Raw genomic sequence first — 21,963 nt, forward strand, 5'->3', positions numbered from 1 at the left:
TGGACGAGGGGAGCCGGAATAAGGTAATCTAGAACCATGTCATCATGGCTTGATTTGGTATTCGATAAGGGGAGAGTTATTGTGGAACTTGCGAATTGCCCACGCTGCGGCAGATTGTTTGCTGCCAATTTCAGAGACATTTGCCCGAACTGCATCAAGGAGATCGAACGCGAATATGAGATTTGCGTGGATTATCTGCGGGAGCAGAAGGGTGCCAATATACAGGAGCTGTCGGAAGCCACGGGTGTTTCCGTCAAGCAGATTACGAGTTTTGTCCGTGAGGGCCGGATCTCGGTCGTGAATGCACCGAACTTGATGTATCCGTGCGAGGTTTGCGGTACACTGATTCGTGAGGGGCATATGTGCGACTCTTGCCGCACCCGTCTGACCCGAGAGCTCAGCCAGGCTGCACAAGCAGGCCAAGATCAGGATTCAGGTCCTAGAAAACCGGGTGAAGGTGCCTACCGTGTCGTGGATAAATTCCACAAATAACCGACTGCCGCACTAAAAACGGCAGCAGCTATTAATAATGTTTCAGTGACGACCGATAAACTTAGTAAAGATTATCGGTTGTTTGCATTTTGCATGCGAACGGGCTGACGTGTCGGCTTGGGAGGCCGGGTGAGTACCCGGCGGAGCAGCCCGCATATTGTGAAAGAAGGTGGAAGATATGAAAATTAATGATACCGGCAGAATTGGTGGAGTTAACCCTTATCAACGGAATATGGAGACGCAGCGGCAGGAAGCGCAAAAGCCTGCACGCAAGAAGGACCAAGTTTCCATTTCCTCGGAGGCGATTGAAATGCTTGAGGCCCAGAGCCGTGCCAATGACCCGGAGAGAGTGAAGAAGCTCGAGGATCTGAAGCAGAGAATCGCATCCGGCACCTACCAAGTAGATGCAGGTAAACTGGCCGATAAGCTGATGCCCTATTTTAAAGAGTTCCCAAGGAATTAGGTGACCCCATATGTCTGTTCATACTTTAATCGACCTGCTGGAGCAGCTGGACACGGTTCATCACCATATGCTGGACTTGGCTGCAGAGAAGAAGAAAGTCATCATTGCCAACGAAGTAGAGTCTCTCATCAAGATCATGAACCAGGAAGCCAAGCTGGTGAAGCAGATCGAAATTCTCGAACAGAAGCGCGCGGCCTCCGCTCAGCAGTATTTACGCGAACGCGGCATCAAGTCGGAATTGAACCTGAATCTGACGGAACTGTCGCGGCTTGTTTTTGACGTGGAAGAGAAGAAGCGGCTGCTTGCCATTCAGGAGAAGCTGTCGGAGACCCTGCAGAAGCTGAAAAGGGCGAACGAGCTGAACCAGAAGCTGATCGAGCAGTCGCTTTCGTTTATAGATTTGTCCCTGGATATTCTGGTCGGCCGACCGAATCAGGATGTCACCTACCACCATCCGGCGGATCGGAGCGGGAACATGGCCCGGAGCGGCCTTTTCGATTCAAGGGCTTAGTTGTTCCTTTAAAGTATTTTTCTTACGAGCATTACGAGTGTCGGGGCTCCCCGCAGATTTTCACATGAACCAACGACGAAGCAGAGACCCACAACGTGGGGCAATTGAGACATGGGTGAGCCCGGCTCTCCCCCGAACGTGAAGGAGGATTTTGTTGCATGACATCCACATTTCATTCCATCGAGACGGCGAAGCGAAGTCTGTTTACGCAGACCGCTGCACTGGGTACGACCGGCCATAACATCGCCAACGCCAATACGGAAGGCTTCAGCCGGCAAACCGTAAAAATGCAGGCATCCCGTCCGATTGAGGCTTACGGCATGAACCGCTCCACTGCGCCTGGACAGCTGGGCACGGGGGTTGAATACCAGTCGGTTGAACGGATCCGCGAGAGCTTTCTCGATACGCAGTTCCGCAGCGAAAGCAACGCCAACGGCAGCTGGACGATCAAATCGGACACCTTGGACAAGCTGCAGGGTATTTTTAACGAGCCGTCGGACACGGGCATCAGCAAGGTGCTCGGCAACTTCTGGAACTCCTGGTCCAACCTGAGCAAAGATCCGGAAAGCGCCGCGGCGCGCAAAGTCGTGAAGGAAAATGCAACGGCCCTGACGGATGCAATGAACTATATGAGCGGCCAATTGGATAAAATGAGCCAGGATTTGACCGCCAACGTCGGCGTCAAAGCCAGCGAGGTTCAAAACTACCTGAACTCCATCGCGGACCTGAACCAGTCAATCACGCGGATTGAGGGGCTCGGGGACAACGCCAATGACCTTAGAGACCAACGCGACCTGCTGACGGACAAGCTGTCCAAAATCATTAACATCACGGTCCAGGACACCGACCAGGGATATAATATTTCGGTGGGCGGACAAGCCCTCGTCGAAGGGTTTGCCGTGAGTGCGGATGTGGATGGTACGGGTCCGGATGACCGCGGTGCTTTTCTTGAAGCAGCCTACGCGTCAGGAAATTTGCAGGGCGGAGAGGTTTACGGCATCATTGCGTCCCGCGAAGGCTACGTGAAGGATTACCAGAAGCAGCTCAATGACTTGGCCAACACCTTGGCGAACGGCGATATCCAGATCACGATTCCTAAAGGCAGCGTACTGCCGGCCGGCGTCACCATCCCGGGCATTACCGGGCGCGTTGTTGATCAGGATACGGTCGTAAACGTCAAAGGCCTGAACGGCCTGCACCAGCTGGGATATACGATGGATGGGACCACCACGGGCGGTCTGCCTTTCTTTGAATCTAGCGACGGTGGTCCGATTACGGCGGGAAATATCCGCCTGAACACGAAGATTGCGGAAGATCCCACCTTGATTGCTACCTCAATGCGAACTGAAGGTTCGGGAACGGACGAGAAGGTTGTCAAAGGAAGCAATACGCTGGCCCTGCTCATGGCTAATATGAAGCAGACCAACTTTACTTCGCCGGACGGCACCCGCTCCACGACGATCGACGGCTATTACAGCTCGATGGTGGGACAGCTGGGGGTACAAGCCCAGGAAGCGAGCCGGCAGACGCAAAACTCGGACATTCTGGTACAGCAGGTCGAGAGCCAGCGCCAGTCGGTCAGCGGCGTTTCTCTCGACGAGGAGATGGCGAACCTGATCAAGTTCCAGCATGCGTACGGCGCGTCCGCGCGTTTTATGACCACGTTCGACCAGCTGCTGGATAAACTGATCAACTCTACAGGAACTGTAGGAAGATAACGGTAAAGGTGGGTTAACGAAATGCTTAGAGTGACTTCCAATATGATGAACTCCCAGCTGCTCCTGAACTTGAACCGCAACGCGCGCGAGATGAACAACACGCAGAACCAGCTGGCCACCGGCCGCAAGCTGAATCGTCCTTCGGACGATCCCGTGGGCATTACTTACTCGCTGCGCTACCGTTCGGAGCTGGCTTCCAATGACCAATACACATCCAACGTGGACAGTGCGCTGTCCTGGCTGGATTTTAATGATACAGTGCTCAGCGAAGCTGGAGATGTCGTGCAGCGTCTGCGCGAGCTGACAACCAAAGCGGCGAACGGCACGAATCCGCAGTCTGCCCTGGATAGTATCAAGCAGGAAGTGTCCCAGCTGAAGGAACAGCTGATTGATATTGCAAACAGCAAGCTGAACGGGAAATATGTTTTTAACGGGGAAGCGTATGACAAGAAGCCGTACGATTTTCCGAAAAACGATGACGGTACCTCCAACACGACCGGCTTGAACGCGGACGGGTCCTCCAATGGTATGGGGATTGCCGATATCGTTACGGATAAGGGTCTCATCAATTTCAGCGTTGGCGAAAGCGTGAAGCTCCCAATCAACATGACCGGTACAGACGTGTTCGGGAACGGGAACGATCCGGATAACATTTTCACCATTATCGAAAATATCACCAAAAATCTCGACGATGGGAACTTTGCCGGCCTGTCCTCCCAGCTCGAACTGATCGACAGCCGCACCGAGAAAATGCTCACGTCCCGCGCGGAGCTTGGTGCCAAAACGAACCGGATCGAGCTGATGCAGGACCGGTTGTCCGATCTCAACATCAACCTGACGGATCTTCAGGCTAAAACCGAAGACGCCGACTATGCGGAGCTGATCATGAACTCCAAAATCCAGGAGAACATTTATAACGCCTCGCTGTCTGCCGGCTCCAAAATCATTCAACCATCCCTGGTTGATTTTCTGAGATAGTATCGTTTGTAGGAGGAAGGTATGGTACAGCCTATTCTGCAAATCCGCCAGACCCGGGCCCAGATTGGGATCGATGCCGACCTGGGCCAGTATTCCATCCGCCAGCCTAAGGCTGACGTGACCATGAACACTACGCCGTCGGAGCTGGAAATTCACCAGTACAAGCCGGAGCTTCATGTGGATCAGTCCAAGGCATTTTCGGCCTTCACCGGCGGCAACTTTATCGATATGAACAGCCGGATCTATTCCGGCTTTCAGGAGCTGTACCTGCAGGGGATTGCTCGAAGGGTCGAGGAAGGCAACCGTGCCGCGGCCATTCATATTGCCAGCAACACGATCGCGAATATTTATGGCGAGGACTGGCAGCCGGTTCCTTTTCCGGAGACGCGCACGCCAGCTTCCATCGATAACGTCGACATTCAGATCGACACGCGTCCGCCGGATATCGAGTTCCGGAAGGCGCATACGGATATTCAGGTGCAGGTGAATCGGCCGGAGATCGAATATACCCGCGGCAAGCTGGACATTTATATGAAGCAGTACGCGTCCGTGCAGTATATCCCGTCGGCGATTGATACCCAGCGCTGATTGGGAAGGTAAGAGATTATAAGTGATGAACTTATTAAGTCATGAAGTTATGAAACTACGCAGACGAAAGACTATAGATGGGCCTGACTGCCTTCTATAGTTTCTTTTTTGTTTATATAGATTGATAACTAATATTGATAAATGAACAAAGGAGTGAGCATCGTGATTATACAAACATCTTCGTGGGGAGAGTTGGAAGTATCAGATGAAAAGGTTTATGGATTCCCCAAGGGAATGCCCGGATTTGAGGAAGAGACGGAATTTGCGTTGATTACGCTGGAAGACAGCCCTTTCGATTATTTACAGTCAACGAAGGAGAAGGAGCTGGCTTTTCTGCTCGGTGATCCTTTTGTCTATTATCCGGAGTATGAGTTTGAGCTGCCTGCCGCGGACAAAGAAGAGCTCAAAATTGAGCAGAACGTCTTCGTGCGCTGCATCATTTCACTAAAAGAGAAAGTGGAACAATCCACGATGAACTTGTTGGCCCCTGTTATCCTTAATCCGGATCATCGGTTGGGCAAACAGGTCGTCTTGCATAATTCCAAATATCAGACAAAGCATCTCCTGTGGTCGGATCCGGTCATGTCGTCGTCAGAAAAGGCGGGTGAATAAGCAATGCTGGTATTATCTCGGAAGAAAGGCGAATCGATCGTCATCCAGGATCAGATCGAGCTGACCATTCTAAGCGTGGAAGGGGATACGGTAAAAGTCGGGATCTCCGCGCCACCCCATATCGACATATTCCGCAAGGAAGTTTACCTTTCTATCAAAGAGAGTAACCGGGAATCCGCCGCTCCGGCACCTGCCAATCTGGAGGTGCTCATGCAGCGGATGAGAGATCACAACAAGAAATAGAATCCAAAAAATATCAAAAAAACTCTAAAGTGTTGATTGGGCTGTGTCGATATATAAATTAGACGCTGCTTCGGCAGGGCGGCCGACCTTTAATGAGGTAGCGTTACCACATGGACGTGGAACTAATTTATTTCAAGGATGGTGCATTTACTCATGATTATCAACCACAATATTGCGGCGCTGAACACTCACCGCCAACTGTCTATCAACACAACAAACACAAACAAAAATATCGAGAAACTGTCTTCCGGTCTTCGCATCAACCGTGCTGGTGATGACGCTGCTGGTCTGGCAATCTCCGAAAAAATGCGCGGCCAAATCCGCGGCTTGGACCAAGCTACTCGTAACGCCCAAGACGGCATTTCCTTGATCCAAACAGCTGAAGGCGCATTGAACGAAACTCATTCCATTTTGCAGCGTATGCGTGAGCTTGCTGTTCAATCTGCGAACGATACGAACACAACTCAAGACCGTGAAGAACTGCAAAAAGAAATGAACCAGTTGACTTCCGAGATCAACCGTATCGGTAACACAACTGAGTTCAATACGAAGAAACTGTTGAACGGTGACCTGTCCGACAAGAAAGTGGTTACTGCAGGTACTCCGACAACAACAACAGTTACAAAAGCGATTACTCAAGAAATTGCTGTAGGTGACGATCCAGTTACCTGGTCTGGCACTGATAAACAAAAGTTTGACATTACCTTCACTGGTACCGCTGACAATGGGTTTGACTGGTCGAGCGTTGATGATGGTACAAGTGATAATGCCCAGCAATTGAAAATTAGCAAAACTGCTGCTGGTTTCACAGTTGACATTAAAGCTACAGATGGTAGTGCTAAAACTTTAACAGTTGACGCTGATGCAGTTGCATTTGACTCGAGCAAGAATGTCTACACATATGACAATCACGGAATTAAATTTTCCTTTACAAAAGAACAAGCGGATGCTTGGAAAACTGGTGATTCTGTAACAGTAGACCTGGATCAAGCTGCTAAGGCTGCTTCTGGTAATCTGACTGGTGGAGCAATTAGCACCAACTCTGGTACACAAGCTATTGCAACTCAAACGGGAACAGCTGATTCTACAATCAGTAACTTTAAGGTTGATGGTGATAGTGATCAACTTCTTGATGGTGCATCGCAGGTTTCTATTAAATGGAATGGTACTAATGCAACGGTAGAACTTCAGAAGGCAGACGGTTCTAAAGTAAGCAGCACTGCATTCTCTCTTGCAGCCGGCGAGACACTTAATTACGATGCTAACGGAATTAAGTTTGATTTTACATTAGGTACAGGGGCAACTGGTACCTTCGATGCAACTATTAAGTTAGATACTAAGGACACAAAAACTACAACCAACGTAGGCGAAGTAACTGAAGACAAGTCCGCTACGTTCCAAATCGGTGCTAACCAAAACCAATCCTTGAGCCTTGGCGTTAATGATATGCGCGCTGCAGCTTTGGGAATCACTGGTACTGGTGATGGATTCTCTTCCGCAGCTAATGTAACAGATGGAACAAACAACACCAACGTAGAGAAAGCACTTGATGTTACGAATGCTAAAAATGCAGCAAATGCAATTACTGTTCTTGATGCCGCTACTTCCAAAGTTTCCAGCGAACGTGCTAAACTGGGTGCGGTACAAAACCGTCTTGAGCACACCATCAACAACTTAGGAACTTCTTCCGAGAACCTGACAGCAGCTGAATCCCGTATTCGTGACGTGGATATGGCTAAGGAAATGATGGAACAAACGAAGAACAACATCTTGGCACAAGCTGCTCAAGCGATGTTGGCTCAAGCGAATCAACAGCCACAAGGCGTTCTGCAATTGCTCCGTTAATTTTGATTTGAATAAAAGCCTTAGGTATTTTATACCTTTGGCTTTTTTTCTAGTTCAACGAAGGAGGATTGCCATTGCGCATTAATCATAACTTAGCATCGCTGAATACTCACCGACAGCTTGCCCTTAATACTAACCAGGTAAATAAATCAATCGAAAAGCTCTCTTCCGGGATGAGAATTAACCGTGCCAGGGATGATGCAGCCGGTCTGGCTATATCGGAGAAGATGAGGTCGCAAATCAGGGGCTTAGATCAGGCCTCTAGAAATATTCAAGATGGTATATCTCTGATTCAGACGGCTGAAGGGGGCCTAAATGAGGTTCACGCCTTGTTACAGCGCGGGCGAGAGTTGGCGGTGCAGTCAGCGAATGATACCTTAACCACAAGCGATAAAGAAGAGCTTCAAAAAGAAGTGGATCAGATAAAAGACGAGATTAACGGCATTTCTAATCGGACAGAGTTTAACGGGATAAAGCTATTGAATGTTGGGGGCACCCCTGTCACCGAAGAAAAGGATATAAAGCAGCAGGTGTTAGATGCACTACCGGGTATTTTGGAAAATTCCGAAAAGATGATTGAGGATTACTTTGGACTTCATGGCGATTTTTCAAATATGACTGTATTCCTCGATGACAGCTATGATGGACCGGGCGGGACACTCGCCTTTGTAAGCGCATCCGTACAAGGGAATGAGGGGAAAAATGTTGAGCTTCATATCGATATGTCCGATTTCCCGAAATACATTGCTCCCAATGGAAATAGCGATCCTTTTAATTATTTGGACAGGACTATTGCTCATGAAATGGTACATGCCGTTTTTGATCGAACGTTAAATATGGACCAGGATTTAAATGATGATGGGACGGCCGGAGATCTAGCTGTACCCAAATGGTTTAACGAAGGATCAGCCGAATACATTAAAGGTGGGGCCGATCGGTTGTATGCAGAGATTGCAAACCGTGTGAATGGCGGCCAGAGCTTTGATGATGCGGCTACTGAAGTGATGAATTCATTGGGCGACGATGGACAAGCCTGGGGCGGTGGAAGCGTGGACTATGCCGCGGCCTATGCAGCAATAGTATATTTGAATAATAACATTTCTACTGAGTCGGGTGGAGCTTTTACAGGATATAAGGATTTTTTGAATGCGCTATACGATAGCGGATCCCGAGCGCAAACGGTAGATAGCATTTTTGCTCAGATTACATCTTCTAATGCCAGTACGCGTTGGGGAAGTATGGCAGACTTTGTCGCAGATTTTAAGGAAAACGGGCTTAATACAGTAAAGCAGTTGTATGACGATTTTGAAAACTCGAAAGATGTCGGCTCACCCGCTTCTCCTGTTAATCAGGAGGATGTTGTTCAAGACGATTTATCTGACCCGGATAAGGCCATGAATCCGCTGAAGTACTGGAATGTCATCTTTCCAGGAACCATTGGGGCAGAGGATACTGTTGCACCAGAGCCATTGATCTTGCAGCTTGGTGCAAATGCAGGACAGACGATGGGTGTTGAACTAGCTAATGTCAGTACGGCCGTGCTAAAATTGGATAATGTTGATATTGCAGCCGACTCAGGTAAAGCGATCACATCCTTCGACCGGGCCATCTCGCAGGTATCCAGTATACGATCTCGATTTGGTGCGATGCAGAACCGATTGGAACATGCATTATCGGTTACAGAGATCAATAAAACCAACTTAACCGATGCCGAATCTCGCATCAGGGACGTAGATATGGCCAAAGAAATGATGGAGCAGACGAGAGCTAGTCTTTTAACCCAGACAGCCCAAGCCATGCTGGCTCAGGCCAATCAACAGCCTCAAGGCGTTCTGCAGTTGCTTCGCTAAATCGAAATTATCTAACCTTAGGAGATACTCCTAAGGTTTTTTTATGGGGAAGTCCAGCTACCCCTTATAATTTTATGGGAAAATCCTAAATGTAAATTGAAAAAATACCGATATAATATGTAAATCATATTGTCGGAGGATCTAGGAAAGATGAACGTACAATTCTCGATTTCTGCGAGTACTTCATCATCAGTCAGTCAACATTCAGATCATATTTCACAGCCAGAGGGTTCAGGCTCAACTCCCTCTAGTGTGGCAGCTATTAAGGACACTAAAGGACTGGCCCAACTTGAAAAGCAAGGTGTACCTGTTTCTATCGGTGAAGAGCAGCTAATCCGAACGATAGACCGGGCAGTAAAATCGCTTCAAGGTCCGGAAACCGTATTAGATATAAGTATTCACGAAAAGACAAGAGAAATTATGGTCAAGGTGCTGAATAAAGACACTGGTGAGCTAATCCGCGAGGTTCCGCCAGAAAAAACTTTGGATTTGGTAGCCAAAATGATGGAAATTGCCGGCATTCTCGTCGATAAAAAAGTTTAAGAAGGGTGGAGTGATAGAAGATGCGTATTAATGGATTTTCAGGAATGGACATTGACAGCATGGTTAAATCCCTAATGACAGCTCAGCGTGCACCCTTGGATAAATTGAACCAGCAAAAACAAGTCTTGCAATGGACTCGGGATAGTTATCGGGAGATGAACAGTAAGTTCTTCGACTTTAGAAATAATAAATTGATGAAATATGGCCAATCCTCGTCAATGAACAGTTTTAATGCTGTCGTGTCCGGGAATACAGATGCCGTAAAAGCGGAAGCAACGCCGAGCGCTAACAAAGTACCTATGGACATTAGCGTTAAGAGCCTGGCTACACAAGCAAGCATGGGGACTCAAGGTGTTGGTTACGGTATTACTACAAAAACGACTTTAGCAGACATACAGAAAAAAGTGGATGGAACCAAAAGTCCGGATGCTTATGAGCTGCATGTTAATGGTGTAGATTTCAAGTTTGATAAATCGCTAACCATTGCTGATGTCATAAATAAAATTAGCAGTGATACCAAAGCAAATGCTACTGCAAGCTTTGATGAGATTACGGGCAAGCTGACCATTTTATCTAAGGATTTTGGAGATAAGCAATCAATTACACTAAGCGAAGACTCTACTAAACCGAGTACACTCCTGGACCTGTTTGGAGGAGGAGAGTCTGCGGTACCTGGTAAAAATGCATCGGTAGTTATTAATAATGAGCCCCTCTCTTTTGAGAGTAACATATTTACGATCAATGGTGTTCAGCTTACGCTTTTATCCACTACGATGAGGGACCCAGTTAGCATGGCAGACGACAAGCCTGCTACGATAAAGATCCAGCCTGATGCCACCAAGACGCTTGAAACCATTAAATCCTTTATTAACGATTACAATGATTTAATAAACACGCTGAATACAAAAGTTGGGGAAGAGAAATATCGAGACTTCCCTCCTCTTTCAGATGATCAGAAGAAAGAAATGACTGACAATGATATAAAGCTTTGGGAAGATAAGGCCAAGAGTGGTCTTCTTAAGAATGATTCCATTCTGAGTTCAGCAATCAGCAGTATGCGTATGACTATTTCTGAGAACATGGGCAAACTTAGCGACCTGGGAATTACAACGGGACAATATTATGAGGGTGGTAAGCTCTACTTAGATGAGTCTAAGCTAAAACAGGCAATTGAGAAAGATCCACAAGGAGTCATGGATTTATTTCAAGGCCCTGCAAGTGCGTCATCGGATGGAATTTTCGATAAAATGTCTGATATTATGAATGATGCCATGGGCAGCTTATCAGATAAAGCAGGTACCACGAAATATAGCGGCGATCTCAACAGTGTGTATAAAGAAGAAAGCGTAATGGGAAAGCAGCTGAAAGATTACAATAAAAGAATTCTAGATTTACAGAACCGATTAAGTGATATGGAAGACCGTTATTATAAACAATTTTCGGCCATGGAAACTGCTATGAACCAATACAACTCTCAGTCGGCCAGTCTAACTAGTTATTTGGGTGGTTCCTAATTTTCAAGTAAAGGGTGAATGACTTGATTACTTCTCCTTATGAAAAATATCGTCAATCGTCAGTTCAAACGTCTAGCCCCTCACAGCTCTTATTAATGCTCTTTGATGGAGCGATTCGGTTTGTTCGCGCTGGTCTAGAAGCTTTGAAAGTCCAGGATGTTCAAAATACGAATCTGAATTTTGGGAAAGCTCAAAAAATTGTAAGCGAGCTAATGTCGACCCTTGATCAAAAATATGAGGTATCTCAAAGCCTTTATGCGCTTTACGAATATACCAACCATCTACTTATTGAAGCAAACATAAAAAAGAGCAGTGAGTCGGCCGAAGAGGCTTTAGGATATTTAACCGATCTCCGGGAAACATGGGCTCAAGCTGCGAAAATTGCTTTGGCAGGACAAGAGGCGCAAAATGGATGAGCTTATTACCGAAATTGAAGAACTCACGTCTGAGATGATGGAGAGAATTATGATATCTTCTTATGAAGAACTGGTGGATTTTGTTCAACAGCGTGGACAGTATATCAGCCGGATCACCAATAATTCCTCAGCGGACCAGTTAACAATGGAGCAGCGTGCACGATTACAAAATGTTTTAAAGCATGATGGAGCTATCCTGTATCGAATGAACTTTTATAAGGATGAGGCAGCGAATTGGTTGAAAAATCGAAGCGATGCTAAGGTTCATCGAAATGCATATGAGGCGAAATATACACCAGACAGCATTTTAATGGATCGAAGAAATTAATTAATATAGTATGATTTAAGAGCTATGATCATAGGATCGTAGCTCTATTTTTGTTATAAGCAGGAAACAAAAGGAACAAAAGTATGGATTTTCTTTGTCTAAATATGGTAGGATACAAGAAGTGTTGATAGTCTTTAAGTCCTGGTTCTATTGTTATAAATTTTCTGTTTTTTTGGGAAAGGGAGGTTGGGTAAAGCAATATCGGATGAAAATAATGTCGATTTAGTTCATATTTTTCGTTTTGATGTATGATTACATAAGTCCATAGGAGGATATTTTGTGAAAATAGGTTTGCATGGTACGTTAACTGGATTGCTAGGTTTGGGGATGACTTTGGGGGCTGTTAGTCCCGCATTTGCAGCGCAACCTGTAAAAGATATCAATGGTCACTGGGCTGAAAAACAGCTGCAGGAGTGGGTAAACCAAGGGACTTTGAAAGGTTTTGAGGATGGTACAGTTAGACCCAATCAATCGATTACTCGGGCTGAATTTATCGCGTTGGTCAATCGTATTTTTGGATACACCGAATCTGCTCAAGTTCAATTTAACGATTTGTCCAGCAGCAACTGGGCCTATACTGATGTGGCCAAAGCGGTTAAAGCAGGATACGTCCAAGGGTACCAAGATCAGACGATTCACCCTTCTGCTGATGTCACCCGGCAAGAAGCTGCGGCTATGATCGGCAAAGTCGTGGGACTGACCGCGGGACAGACGGATTCGTTGTCCACTTTGAAGGATGCCGACCGCATCTCTGCGTGGAGCAAGCAAGGTGTCGCCGCAGTTCTGGAAAGTAAAATCATGAATGGCTACCCGAATCAAACTTTTGAACCGCAGAAAAGTTTAACGAGAGCGGAAGCGGTAGTGCTGATTGACGCAGCCTTTGCGAAGAAAACATCGGAGGTTGTGACCTTTGATCAGGCAGGCACCTACGGCGGTAAGGATCAAGAAATCCAGGTTATTCATGGAAACGTTGTCATCAGCGCTCCAGGAGTGACACTCCAAAATGTAGAGATCCAGGGCAATCTGACCCTTGCCGAAGGAATCGGCAGCGGAGATGCTACCCTGAAAAACGTCAAAGTTCATGGAACCACCAACGTTGAGGGTGGCGGCGAAAACTCGATCCACTTCGTTGATTCCGTGCTAGTTAATATTGTTGTTAACAAGAAAGACGGGACCGTACGTATCGTTGCTGAAGGATCTACAGTTACCCAAAGCGTCGTTGTAAAGTCGTCGGCCAAATTGGAAGAAGACCATGCCAGCGGTGAGGGCTTTACAAATGTTGAATTGTCCAAGGAACTCCCGGCCAATGCAAAAGTCACGCTAAACGGAACATTCGATGATGTTGAAGTTTTTGCTGCATCCATTTCTGTTCAATTGGTTAAGGGTTCCATCGAAAATGTTCAAGTTGATGGTTCTGCAGGAAATACATCGATCGAACTGAGCAGTGAAGCGAAGATCGTGAAACTTGTTTTGGATGCGGTTGCGAAACTCCTCGGTTCCGGCCAGATTCAAACTGCAACGATTAACGACGGCGCCAAAGGTTCTACTTTCCAAACTAAGCCGAACCAAACGGAAGGTTCTCAAAAAGATTCCATCCAAGTGAACACTCCTGCTTCTTCCGGAAGTTCCGGTGGTTCCAGTAATGGGGGCAGCAGCGGCGGTTCTTCCGGCGGATCGAATGGCGGAGGAAATAATGGTGGGGGAACGACGAATCCAGTGGATACAGTAGCTCCTGTTATTACCCTGAAAGGCGAAGCTACCGTAACTCTCGCGTATGGCGCGGATTATGTCGATGCAGGTGTTACCATTGCGGATAACAAAGACACTGGCTTGAAAGCTAAAGTCACTTATTCTAAGGACGGTAAGGTTGTAGATAAAATTGATACGGAAGTAGCCGGTACCTACACGATTCACTACAACGTGAGCGATGCAGCAGGGAATAAAGCAAAAGAAGTGACTAGAACGGTCGTGGTAGAAGCGCCTGTGCAAAAACCAGTGATCCAAGATGCAGCTCTGTCTGTCGATTCGAAAGGACTGCTGCTAAACTTCAGTATCGACAAAGCGATCGATCTGAAAACAAAAGCAGATGTGAAGATCAGCTACTTTACGAAAGATGCCGAGGGCAACCTAGTACCGATCCATAACAAGATCAGTGATTCGGATCTAGTTAAGAACAAACTGTGGGATGGATACTTGTGGGATGTAGAAACTCATAAGAACTATTCATCAGGAGCCATAAGCAACCCAGTCTACTCGGATCAGATCGCGGCAGGAACCAAGCTGGCGACATTGGTAAACCAGGGTCTTCATGGTGTAGGTGGAGACATGGACTATGTAGATATCAACTGGAACGATCCGGCGACGTATGTGGTCCAAATTGTCGTAATGGATAATGAAGGCCGTGTCAGTGAGACGGTTGAGAAAGAGGTAACGGTTGAAGCACCAGAGCAAAAACCATTGATCCAAGATGCGGCTCTATCCGTAGATTCGAACGGACTGCTGCTAAACTTTAGCATCGACAAAGCGATCGATCTGAAAACAAAAGCAGATGTGCAGATCAGCTACTTCACGAAGGATGCCGAGGGCAACCTAGTACCAATCCATAACACGATCAGTGAATCGGATCTAGTTAAGAACAAGCTGTGGGATGGATACCTATGGGATGTAGAAACTCATAAGAACTATTCTTCAGGAGCCATAAGCAACCCAGTCTACTCGGATCAGATCGCGGCAGGCGCGAAACTGGCGACATTAGTAAACCAAGGTCTTCATGGAGTAGATGGAGACATGGACTATGTAGATATCAACTGGAACGATCCGGCGACGTATGTGGTCCAAATCGTCGTATCGGATAATGAAGGCCGTGTCAGTGAGACGGTAGAAAAAGAGGTAACGGTTGAAGCACCAGAGCAGAAACCAGTGATCCAAGATGCGGCTCTGTCTGTGGATTCGAACGGACTTCTGTTAAACTTCAGCATCGACAAAGCGATCGATCTGAAAACAAAAGCAGATGTTCGAATTAGCTACTTCACGAAAGATGCTGATGGAACACTAACGGCGATTCGCAATACGAAAATCAATACGGATTTGGTGAAGAACAAACTGTGGGATGGATACCTATGGGATGTAGAAACTCATAAGAACTATTCTTCAGGAGCCCTAGGGAACCCAGCTTACTCGGATCAGATCGCAGCAGGAACCAAGCTGGCGACATTAGTAAACCAAGGTCTTCATGGAGTAGATGGAGACATGGACTATGTAGATATCAACTGGAGCGATCCGGCAACGTATGTGGTTCAAATCGTCGTAACGGATAATGAAGGCCGTGTCAGTGAGATGGTAGAAAAAGAGGTAACCGTAGAAGCGCCCGTGCAAAAACCAGTGATCCAAGATGCGGCTCTGTCTGTGGATTCGAACGGACTTCTGTTAAACTTCAGCATCGACAAAGCGATAGATCTGAAAACAAAAGCAGATGTGAAGATTATCTACTTTACGAAAGATGCCGAGGGCAACCTAGTACCGATCCATAACACGATCAGTGATTCGGATCTAGTTAAGAACAAACTGTGGGATGGATACCTATGGGATGTAGAAACTCATAAGAACTATTCTTCGGGAGAATTAGGGAACGCAGACTACTCGGATCAGATCGCGGCGGGAACCAAACTGGCGACATTAGTAAACCAAGGTCTTCATGGTGTAGGCGGAGACATGGACTATGTAGATATCAACTGGAACGATCCGGCGACGTATGTGGTCCAAATCGTCGTAACGGATAATGAAGGTCGTGTTAGTGAGACGGTAGAAAAAGAGGTAACGGTTGTACCAACTACAGAAACATAATAAATGATAAAATGAAACTTCCTTTGTTTCATTAAAGGAATTATTGGGTTAAAAGATAAATATATTATGTGATGTACAGGATATCTCTGAACAAACTAAACTTTCTAGTTATGCTGCAGAAGGGAGAGGCACGTGTACCTCTCCTTCCCAGTAATAGTTTCAGAGATATATTGGACTCTCATATTATTTGATGACGAAGGGAATGTTAACACATGCAAGGTAAAGTGAAATGGTTTAACGCAGAAAAAGGATATGGTTTTATTGAGACGGCTGACGGCGGCGACGTATTTGTTCATTTCTCCGCAATTCAAACAGACGGTTTTAAAACATTGGATGAGGGACAAGACGTTGAATTTGATATCGTCGAAGGTGCTCGTGGACCTCAAGCAGCTAATGTAACTAAGTTATAGTTTTTATTAAATCGATTTACATATGAATTTATGGAACGAAGAAAAACAGATGATAATACTGTTAAATTCCTTCTTTATAAATCACATAAATGTAAATCGATATGGAATTTTATACAATTAAACCCCTTTCCATTCCAATTGACAATGGACAAGTTTGGGTGGTATATTCAGGAATGTGGGCGTAAGTCACACTTTATTTGACGACGAAGGGAATGTTAGTGCATGCAAGGTAAAGTTAAATGGTTCAACGCAGAAAAAGGTTATGGCTTCATCGAGACTGCTGAAGGTGGCGACGTATTCGTACACTTCTCCGCAATCCAATCTGAAGGCTTCAAGACTTTGGAAGAAGGTCAAGACGTTGAATTCGACATCGTCGAAGGCGCTCGTGGACCGCAAGCAGCTAACGTAACGAAATTATAATCATCCGGCAAGGCCGACCTACATATACGGTTCGATGGTTAAGTAATTGAAGAACGGTAGCGATAAGACCCTGGATCTCCAGGGTCTTTCTTTGCGTTTCGGCGGATTTTACCATGATCAAGCCTGTTTCATTTCCTCCTGAGCGGTTAAGGAATTTTACCCTGCTTTAGGCGGACAGCGGGGGTGAGTAAAGGGCTTTCATTTGGCGGACAGCCGCCCGAAAACGCCTTTTTACTTAGCGTTAACAATTGTGATATAATGGAACTGCAAAGGAGGAGTGCCCTATGAATTTAGCTATTCGAGGTCAACAAATCGAGGTTACTGACGCTTTGAAGGACTATGTCGACAAGAAGCTCAGCAGGCTTGAGAAGTATTTCGATGCACCCCCCGCCTCAGAAGGAAATGTGACACTTGGAGTTACTCGAGGTTTGCACAGCGTGGAGGTAACGATTCCGCTCCCTGGAGTGATGCTCCGGGCCGAAGACCGCAGCGATGACATGTATGCGTCCATTGATGCCGTCGTGGACAAGCTGGAACGTCAAATCCGCAAGCACAAGACCAAGCTCAACCGCAAGTTCCGCCAGGAAGGAAGCCTGAAGATGCTGTTCACGGAAGAAGCCGCGACCGGTACCGGCCTGCTGCCGACGATGACGGAGGAAGAGCACGATGATCTGGAAGTGGTCCGCACTAAGCGCTTCACTCTGAAGCCGATGGACGTGGAAGAGGCCATTTTGCAGATGAACATGGTCGGACATAATTTCTTTGTTTTTTCGAACATTGATACCCAGGAAGTGAATGTCGTTTACAAACGGAATGATGGAAAATACGGTTTGATCGAGCAAAATGAAGGCAGCGCGTATTAACAAAATGACGGTCCGTTGTAACAATTTTCATGATTATGTAAATATTTATTGAGTTTCGAGTAAAAAAAGAGCCCTTGTCCTGCAACGGATGGGGCTCTTCGTGCGTATATAAATAGAGGCCGTTTGTAAGGGCTGTAAGTTGTTGCGGCATCTCTTACAAACTGTTACAATTTATGCAAACCCGTTTTTATTTTAATTACCGGTTTGAACACGACTGGAATGAACTTCAAGCAGTTGCATTTTGTCTGTATGAAGCCGATTCTGTCCGGATCAATTTCAACAAGCAGCAGATCTTCAATACTCCTGTATGAATCGATTCTTTTTGAATCCATCTCATTCAGCCGGTGTCTGTGTGAATTGGTTCATGAAGAATCTATTTCATTTGAACATAACCCTGAAATAACTGAAGTTGATTCTAACAATTGTTTTGCGCGAAAGGGGTTAACCATGCTAGGTATTGTCAAAAAAATCTTCGGTGACGTCAACGATCGTGAGGTTAAGCGTCTGATGAAGACGGTTGATCAGATCAACAAATTAGAGCCGGAATTCGTCAACCTTTCCGATGAGCAGCTGAAAGGGAAGACGGAGGAGTTCCGTGCGCGTCTGGAGAAGGGTGAAACCCTCGATGATCTCCTGCCTGAAGCGTTTGCCACCGTACGCGAAGCATCCAAGCGCGTGCTCGGTAAGCGTCATTACGACGTTCAGCTGGTCGGCGGCATGACGCTGCACGAAGGCAAGATCGCCGAAATGAAGACCGGTGAAGGGAAGACGCTGGTAGGTACCCTGCCGGTATACCTGAACGCCCTGCTCGGCAAAGGTGTGCACGTGGTCACCGTCAACGACTATCTCGCTCAGCGGGACAGCGCGGAAATGGGACAAATTTACGAATTCCTGGGCATGACCGTCGGGGTGAACCTGAGCGGCATGGACCATGCGGATAAACAATTGGCTTATGCCTGTGATATTACGTACGGTACGAACAATGAGTTCGGTTTCGACTACCTGCGTGACAACATGGTGCTGTATAAGGAACAAATGGTGCAGCGCCCGCTGTACTTCTGTACGATTGACGAAGTGGACTCGATTCTGATCGATGAGGCGCGTACGCCGCTGATCATCTCAGGACAAGCCCAGAAATCGACGGAGCTGTATTACGTAGCGGACCGCTTTGTGAAGCAGCTGCAGAAGGAAGAAGACTATACGGTCGATATTAAGGTTAAATCCGTTGCTTTGACGGAAAAGGGTGTGGCTAAAGCGGAACGCGCTTTTGGCATCGAGAACCTGTATGACCACAGCCATATTACGCTGAACCACCACATCGTGCAGGCGCTGAAGGCGAACGTCATCATGCGCCGCGATGTTGACTACGTCGTAACAGAGGACGAAGTGGTGATCGTCGACGAGTTTACGGGCCGCCTGATGGCCGGGCGCCGTTACAGCGACGGTCTGCACCAGGCGATCGAAGCGAAGGAAGGCATCGAGGTGCAGAACGAGAGCATGACGCTCGCGACGATTACCTTCCAGAACTACTTCCGGATGTACCGCAAGCTGGCCGGCATGACCGGTACGGCGAAGACGGAAGAAGAAGAATTCAAGAAAATTTACGGCCTGGAAGTTATCCAGGTACCGACAAACAAACCTAACCAACGGAACGACATGCCGGACATCGTGTACAAGAGCGTGAACGGCAAGTTCAAGGCCGTTGTCGACGAGATCGTGGAACGCCACAAAAAGAACCAGCCGGTGCTGGTTGGTACGGTATCCATCGAGAACTCCGAGCTGATTTCGGAAATGCTGAAGCGCAAGGGCATCAAGCACCAGGTGCTGAACGCCAAGTACCATGCCGAGGAAGCGGACATTATCTCCCGCGCCGGTCAGCCGGGTACGGTAACGATCGCCACCAACATGGCTGGACGGGGTACCGATATTTTGCTGGGTGAAGGTGTGGCTGATATTGGCGGTCTGCATATCATTGGTACGGAGCGCCACGAATCCCGCCGGATCGATAACCAGCTTCGCGGCCGTGCCGGACGCCAGGGCGACCCGGGCTCGACGCAGTTCTACCTGTCGCTGGGCGATGAACTCATGAAGCGGTTCGGCGCCGACAACGTGCTGAACATGATGGAACGCCTCGGTTTCGAGGAAGACCAGCCGATTGAGAGCAAGATGATTACCCGTGCGGTCGAATCCGCGCAAAAACGCGTCGAAGGCAACAACTTCGACCTGCGGAAGGTCGTCCTCCAATACGACGACGTCATGAACCAGCAACGGGAAATCATCTACAAGCAGCGCCGTGAAATTTTGGAATCCGACAACATCAAGGATATCGTCATGGAGATGATCAAGCCGGTCATTGACCGCGCGGTTGAGGTACACTGCTCCGACGATATTCCGGAAAACTGGGAGCTCCAGGAAGTGGCTGATTACGTGAACAGCAAGCTTCTCGACGAAGGCTCGATTACCCGCGACGATCTGTGGGGCAAAGAGGTTGAGGAGATTGAAGAGTTTATCTTCGATAAGGTGAAGAAGAAGTACGACGAGCGCGAAGAGCGGATCGGTTCCGAGCTGGTACGCGAGTTCGAGAAAGTTATCGTGCTTCGCTCCGTCGACAGCAAGTGGATGGACCACATCGACGCGATGGATCAGCTCCGTCAAGGTATCCACCTCCGTGCATACGGCGGTACGGATCCGCTTCGCGAATACCAGTTCGAAGGCTTCGAGATGTTCAACACGATGACGGCCAGCATCCAGGAGGAAGTGGCCATGTACGTGATGAAGGCTCATATCGAAGCGAACCAGGAGCGCCAGGCGGTCGTGGAAGAGAGCAAGGTATCCACGAATGGCGAGCCGACCGAGAAGAAGCCGGTGCAAGTCGGCGAACAGATCGGACGCAACGATTTGTGCCCTTGCGGCAGCGGCAAGAAGTACAAACACTGCCACGGTCAAGAAGCATAAGATAATATAGAAGCAAATGTTAAAGTCATTCATACAACAGCCGTTTCTTAGGCAACTCTAAGAAGCGGAGCCAAAACTCCCTTAAACCGGGAGACCCAATGCGGGCGCTGCTCTGAAGAGGAGGGTACCGCAGGGTCTTTCCGCTTAAGGGAGTTTATGTCGATAAAGAGGTGAAGAGTAAACCATGTTAGATCCAAGCGTTAAGCACGACCTGCGGGAAATTGCAACGAAACTCACCAATCTTAGGGGGTCTCTTTGACTTAGATCTGAAGCAGGAAATGATCGCGAACTTCGAAGAGAAAATGTCGGCTCCCGACTTTTGGGATGACAACGAAAAGGCTCAATCGGTCATCGCAGAAATGAACGCGGTGAAGTCATCTGTTGACGAGTATGAGAAGCTGCAGCAGGAATACGACGACGCCTCCATGATGGCGGAGCTGGCCGACGAGGAAGGCGACGAATCGCTGGCCTCCGAAATCGCCGAAGCGGTGGAGTCGTTAACCAAGAAGCTGGACGATTTTGAGCTCAAGCTGCTGCTGAGCCAGCCTTACGATAAAATGAACGCCATTCTCGAGCTTCACCCGGGTGCCGGCGGCACCGAGTCCCAGGATTGGGGACAGATGCTGCTGCGGATGTACACCCGCTGGGCAGAGAAGCATGGCTTCAAAGTCGAAACGCTGGACTATCTGCCGGGTGACGAGGCCGGGATCAAGAGCGTTACGCTGCTGATCAAAGGCTTTAACGCTTACGGCTATCTGAAAGCCGAGAAGGGCGTGCACCGTCTGGTGCGCATCTCGCCGTTCGACTCGTCGGGACGCCGCCATACGTCGTTCGTCTCCTGCGATGTCGTGCCGGAGATTACCGAGGACGTCGACGTAGAGATCCGGACAGAGGATCTCAAGATCGATACGTACCGGGCCAGCGGCGCTGGTGGTCAGCACATCAACACGACAGACTCCGCGGTTCGGATTACCCACATCCCGACGGGCGTGGTCGTAACCTGTCAGAACGAACGCTCGCAGATCAAAAACCGGGAGCGCGCGATGACGATGCTTCGCTCGAAGCTGTACGAGCGCAAACTCGAAGAGCAGCAAAAACAGCTGGATGAAATCCGAGGGGAACAGTCGGATATTGCCTGGGGCAGCCAGATTCGCTCCTACGTGTTTCATCCCTATAGTATGGTAAAGGACCACCGCACCTCAGTGGAGACCGGCAATGTCGGCGCTGTCATGGACGGGGACCTGGATCTGTTCATCGACGGTTATTTGCGCAGCCAAATCAAGGTGGAAACCGAATAAAACCAAGTGAATTCCTACACGCTATTCGTGTAGGAATTTTTTGGTGTAAAGGACTGATTTTAGCATTCCGGAA

At 47.8% G+C, this 21,963-nt stretch carries 20 protein-coding genes; all 20 read left to right on the forward strand.

Annotated features, from left to right (window positions below; all coding sequences use genetic code 11):
- Positions 1–81 precede the first annotated feature (81 nt).
- Positions 82–492, forward strand: coding sequence for a TIGR03826 family flagellar region protein (locus C7820_RS26100; RefSeq protein ID WP_116233491.1), 411 nt, complete (start codon positions 82–84; stop codon positions 490–492).
- Between the two features lie 178 nt (positions 493–670).
- On the forward strand, positions 671–955 hold the full coding sequence (gene flgM, locus C7820_RS26105; RefSeq protein ID WP_116233492.1) for a flagellar biosynthesis anti-sigma factor FlgM: 285 nt from the start codon (positions 671–673) through the stop codon (positions 953–955).
- 10 nt (positions 956–965) lie between these two features.
- A complete protein-coding gene (locus tag C7820_RS26110; protein WP_116233493.1) occupies positions 966–1,466 on the forward strand; it encodes a flagellar protein FlgN in 501 nt (166 codons plus the stop codon).
- Positions 1,467–1,624: 158 nt separating this feature from the next.
- Complete coding sequence (gene flgK / locus C7820_RS26115; protein ID WP_116233494.1) at positions 1,625–3,184, forward strand: flagellar hook-associated protein FlgK; 1,560 nt, start codon at positions 1,625–1,627, stop codon at positions 3,182–3,184.
- Between the two features lie 21 nt (positions 3,185–3,205).
- Positions 3,206–4,162 carry a flagellar hook-associated protein FlgL gene (gene flgL / locus C7820_RS26120; RefSeq protein WP_116233495.1) on the forward strand — a complete coding sequence of 319 codons (957 nt, stop codon included), beginning with the start codon at positions 3,206–3,208 and terminating at the stop codon, positions 4,160–4,162.
- 21 nt (positions 4,163–4,183) lie between these two features.
- Entirely contained in the window at positions 4,184–4,750 is a 567-nt protein-coding gene (locus C7820_RS26125) for a DUF6470 family protein (RefSeq protein ID WP_116233496.1), read from the forward strand.
- Positions 4,751–4,912: 162 nt separating this feature from the next.
- Positions 4,913–5,362, forward strand: coding sequence for a flagellar assembly protein FliW (fliW, locus tag C7820_RS26130; RefSeq protein ID WP_116233497.1), 450 nt, complete (start codon positions 4,913–4,915; stop codon positions 5,360–5,362).
- A 3-nt stretch (positions 5,363–5,365) separates the two neighbouring features.
- Positions 5,366–5,605 (forward strand): carbon storage regulator CsrA, encoded by a 240-nt coding sequence (gene csrA, locus C7820_RS26135; RefSeq protein WP_116233498.1) that lies wholly within the window; start codon positions 5,366–5,368, stop codon positions 5,603–5,605.
- Between the two features lie 153 nt (positions 5,606–5,758).
- The gene (locus tag C7820_RS34055) at positions 5,759–7,450 is read left to right on the forward strand and encodes a flagellin N-terminal helical domain-containing protein (protein WP_116233499.1); all 1,692 of its coding nucleotides are present in this window, start codon (positions 5,759–5,761) and stop codon (positions 7,448–7,450) included.
- Positions 7,451–7,524: 74 nt separating this feature from the next.
- On the forward strand, positions 7,525–9,300 hold the full coding sequence (locus C7820_RS26145; RefSeq protein ID WP_116233500.1) for a flagellinolysin: 1,776 nt from the start codon (positions 7,525–7,527) through the stop codon (positions 9,298–9,300).
- Positions 9,301–9,450: 150 nt separating this feature from the next.
- On the forward strand, positions 9,451–9,843 hold the full coding sequence (locus tag C7820_RS26150; RefSeq protein ID WP_116233501.1) for a flagellar protein FlaG: 393 nt from the start codon (positions 9,451–9,453) through the stop codon (positions 9,841–9,843).
- Between the two features lie 20 nt (positions 9,844–9,863).
- Positions 9,864–11,357, forward strand: coding sequence for a flagellar filament capping protein FliD (gene fliD, locus C7820_RS26155; RefSeq protein WP_116233502.1), 1,494 nt, complete (start codon positions 9,864–9,866; stop codon positions 11,355–11,357).
- Positions 11,358–11,380: 23 nt separating this feature from the next.
- Entirely contained in the window at positions 11,381–11,773 is a 393-nt protein-coding gene (fliS, locus tag C7820_RS26160; RefSeq protein ID WP_116233503.1) for a flagellar export chaperone FliS, read from the forward strand.
- Positions 11,766–12,101, forward strand: coding sequence for a flagellar protein FliT (locus C7820_RS26165; RefSeq protein ID WP_116233504.1), 336 nt, complete (start codon positions 11,766–11,768; stop codon positions 12,099–12,101). Before fliS ends, C7820_RS26165 begins: the two co-directional genes overlap by 8 nt.
- A 279-nt stretch (positions 12,102–12,380) precedes the next feature.
- Positions 12,381–15,944, forward strand: coding sequence for an S-layer homology domain-containing protein (locus tag C7820_RS26170; RefSeq protein ID WP_116233505.1), 3,564 nt, complete (start codon positions 12,381–12,383; stop codon positions 15,942–15,944).
- Positions 15,945–16,156: 212 nt separating this feature from the next.
- Entirely contained in the window at positions 16,157–16,354 is a 198-nt protein-coding gene (locus tag C7820_RS26175; protein WP_105444832.1) for a cold shock domain-containing protein, read from the forward strand.
- 222 nt (positions 16,355–16,576) lie between these two features.
- Complete coding sequence (locus tag C7820_RS26180; protein ID WP_116233506.1) at positions 16,577–16,774, forward strand: cold shock domain-containing protein; 198 nt, start codon at positions 16,577–16,579, stop codon at positions 16,772–16,774.
- Between the two features lie 284 nt (positions 16,775–17,058).
- Positions 17,059–17,637: a ribosome hibernation-promoting factor, HPF/YfiA family gene (gene hpf, locus C7820_RS26185; RefSeq protein ID WP_116233507.1), complete on the forward strand. Its 579-nt coding sequence runs from the start codon at positions 17,059–17,061 to the stop codon at positions 17,635–17,637.
- A 447-nt stretch (positions 17,638–18,084) separates the two neighbouring features.
- Positions 18,085–20,592: a preprotein translocase subunit SecA gene (gene secA / locus C7820_RS26190; protein ID WP_116233508.1), complete on the forward strand. Its 2,508-nt coding sequence runs from the start codon at positions 18,085–18,087 to the stop codon at positions 20,590–20,592.
- 184 nt (positions 20,593–20,776) lie between these two features.
- Positions 20,777–21,890, forward strand: a protein-coding gene (prfB, locus tag C7820_RS26195) for a peptide chain release factor 2 (RefSeq protein ID WP_116233509.1) whose coding sequence is annotated in 2 segments (ribosomal slippage) — positions 20,777–20,848 and positions 20,850–21,890 — 1,113 coding nt in all. Because the reading frame shifts where the segments join, the coding sequence is not laid out codon by codon here.
- The last annotated feature ends 73 nt before the right edge of the window (positions 21,891–21,963 follow it).

Source organism: Paenibacillus sp. VMFN-D1, from assembly GCF_003386155.1.
Taxonomy (GTDB): Bacteria; Bacillota; Bacilli; order Paenibacillales; family Paenibacillaceae; genus Paenibacillus_AQ; species Paenibacillus_AQ favisporus.

Bases quoted from the DNA above. Each gene is read 5' to 3' on its own strand.
- C7820_RS26180 (WP_116233506.1), top strand. From the start codon at position 16,577: ATGCAAGGTAAAGTTAAATGGTTCAACGCAGAAAAAGGTTATGGCTTC.
- C7820_RS26165 (WP_116233504.1), top strand. From the start codon at position 11,766: ATGGATGAGCTTATTACCGAAATTGAAGAACTCACGTCTGAGATGATG.
- C7820_RS26175 (WP_105444832.1), top strand. From the start codon at position 16,157: ATGCAAGGTAAAGTGAAATGGTTTAACGCAGAAAAAGGATATGGTTTT.
- C7820_RS26125 (WP_116233496.1), top strand. From the start codon at position 4,184: ATGGTACAGCCTATTCTGCAAATCCGCCAGACCCGGGCCCAGATTGGG.
- flgK (WP_116233494.1), top strand. From the start codon at position 1,625: ATGACATCCACATTTCATTCCATCGAGACGGCGAAGCGAAGTCTGTTT.
- C7820_RS26150 (WP_116233501.1), top strand. From the start codon at position 9,451: ATGAACGTACAATTCTCGATTTCTGCGAGTACTTCATCATCAGTCAGT.
- secA (WP_116233508.1), top strand. From the start codon at position 18,085: ATGCTAGGTATTGTCAAAAAAATCTTCGGTGACGTCAACGATCGTGAG.
- C7820_RS34055 (WP_116233499.1), top strand. From the start codon at position 5,759: ATGATTATCAACCACAATATTGCGGCGCTGAACACTCACCGCCAACTG.
- hpf (WP_116233507.1), top strand. From the start codon at position 17,059: ATGAATTTAGCTATTCGAGGTCAACAAATCGAGGTTACTGACGCTTTG.
- flgM (WP_116233492.1), top strand. From the start codon at position 671: ATGAAAATTAATGATACCGGCAGAATTGGTGGAGTTAACCCTTATCAA.
- C7820_RS26110 (WP_116233493.1), top strand. From the start codon at position 966: ATGTCTGTTCATACTTTAATCGACCTGCTGGAGCAGCTGGACACGGTT.
- fliD (WP_116233502.1), top strand. From the start codon at position 9,864: ATGCGTATTAATGGATTTTCAGGAATGGACATTGACAGCATGGTTAAA.
- flgL (WP_116233495.1), top strand. From the start codon at position 3,206: ATGCTTAGAGTGACTTCCAATATGATGAACTCCCAGCTGCTCCTGAAC.
- csrA (WP_116233498.1), top strand. From the start codon at position 5,366: ATGCTGGTATTATCTCGGAAGAAAGGCGAATCGATCGTCATCCAGGAT.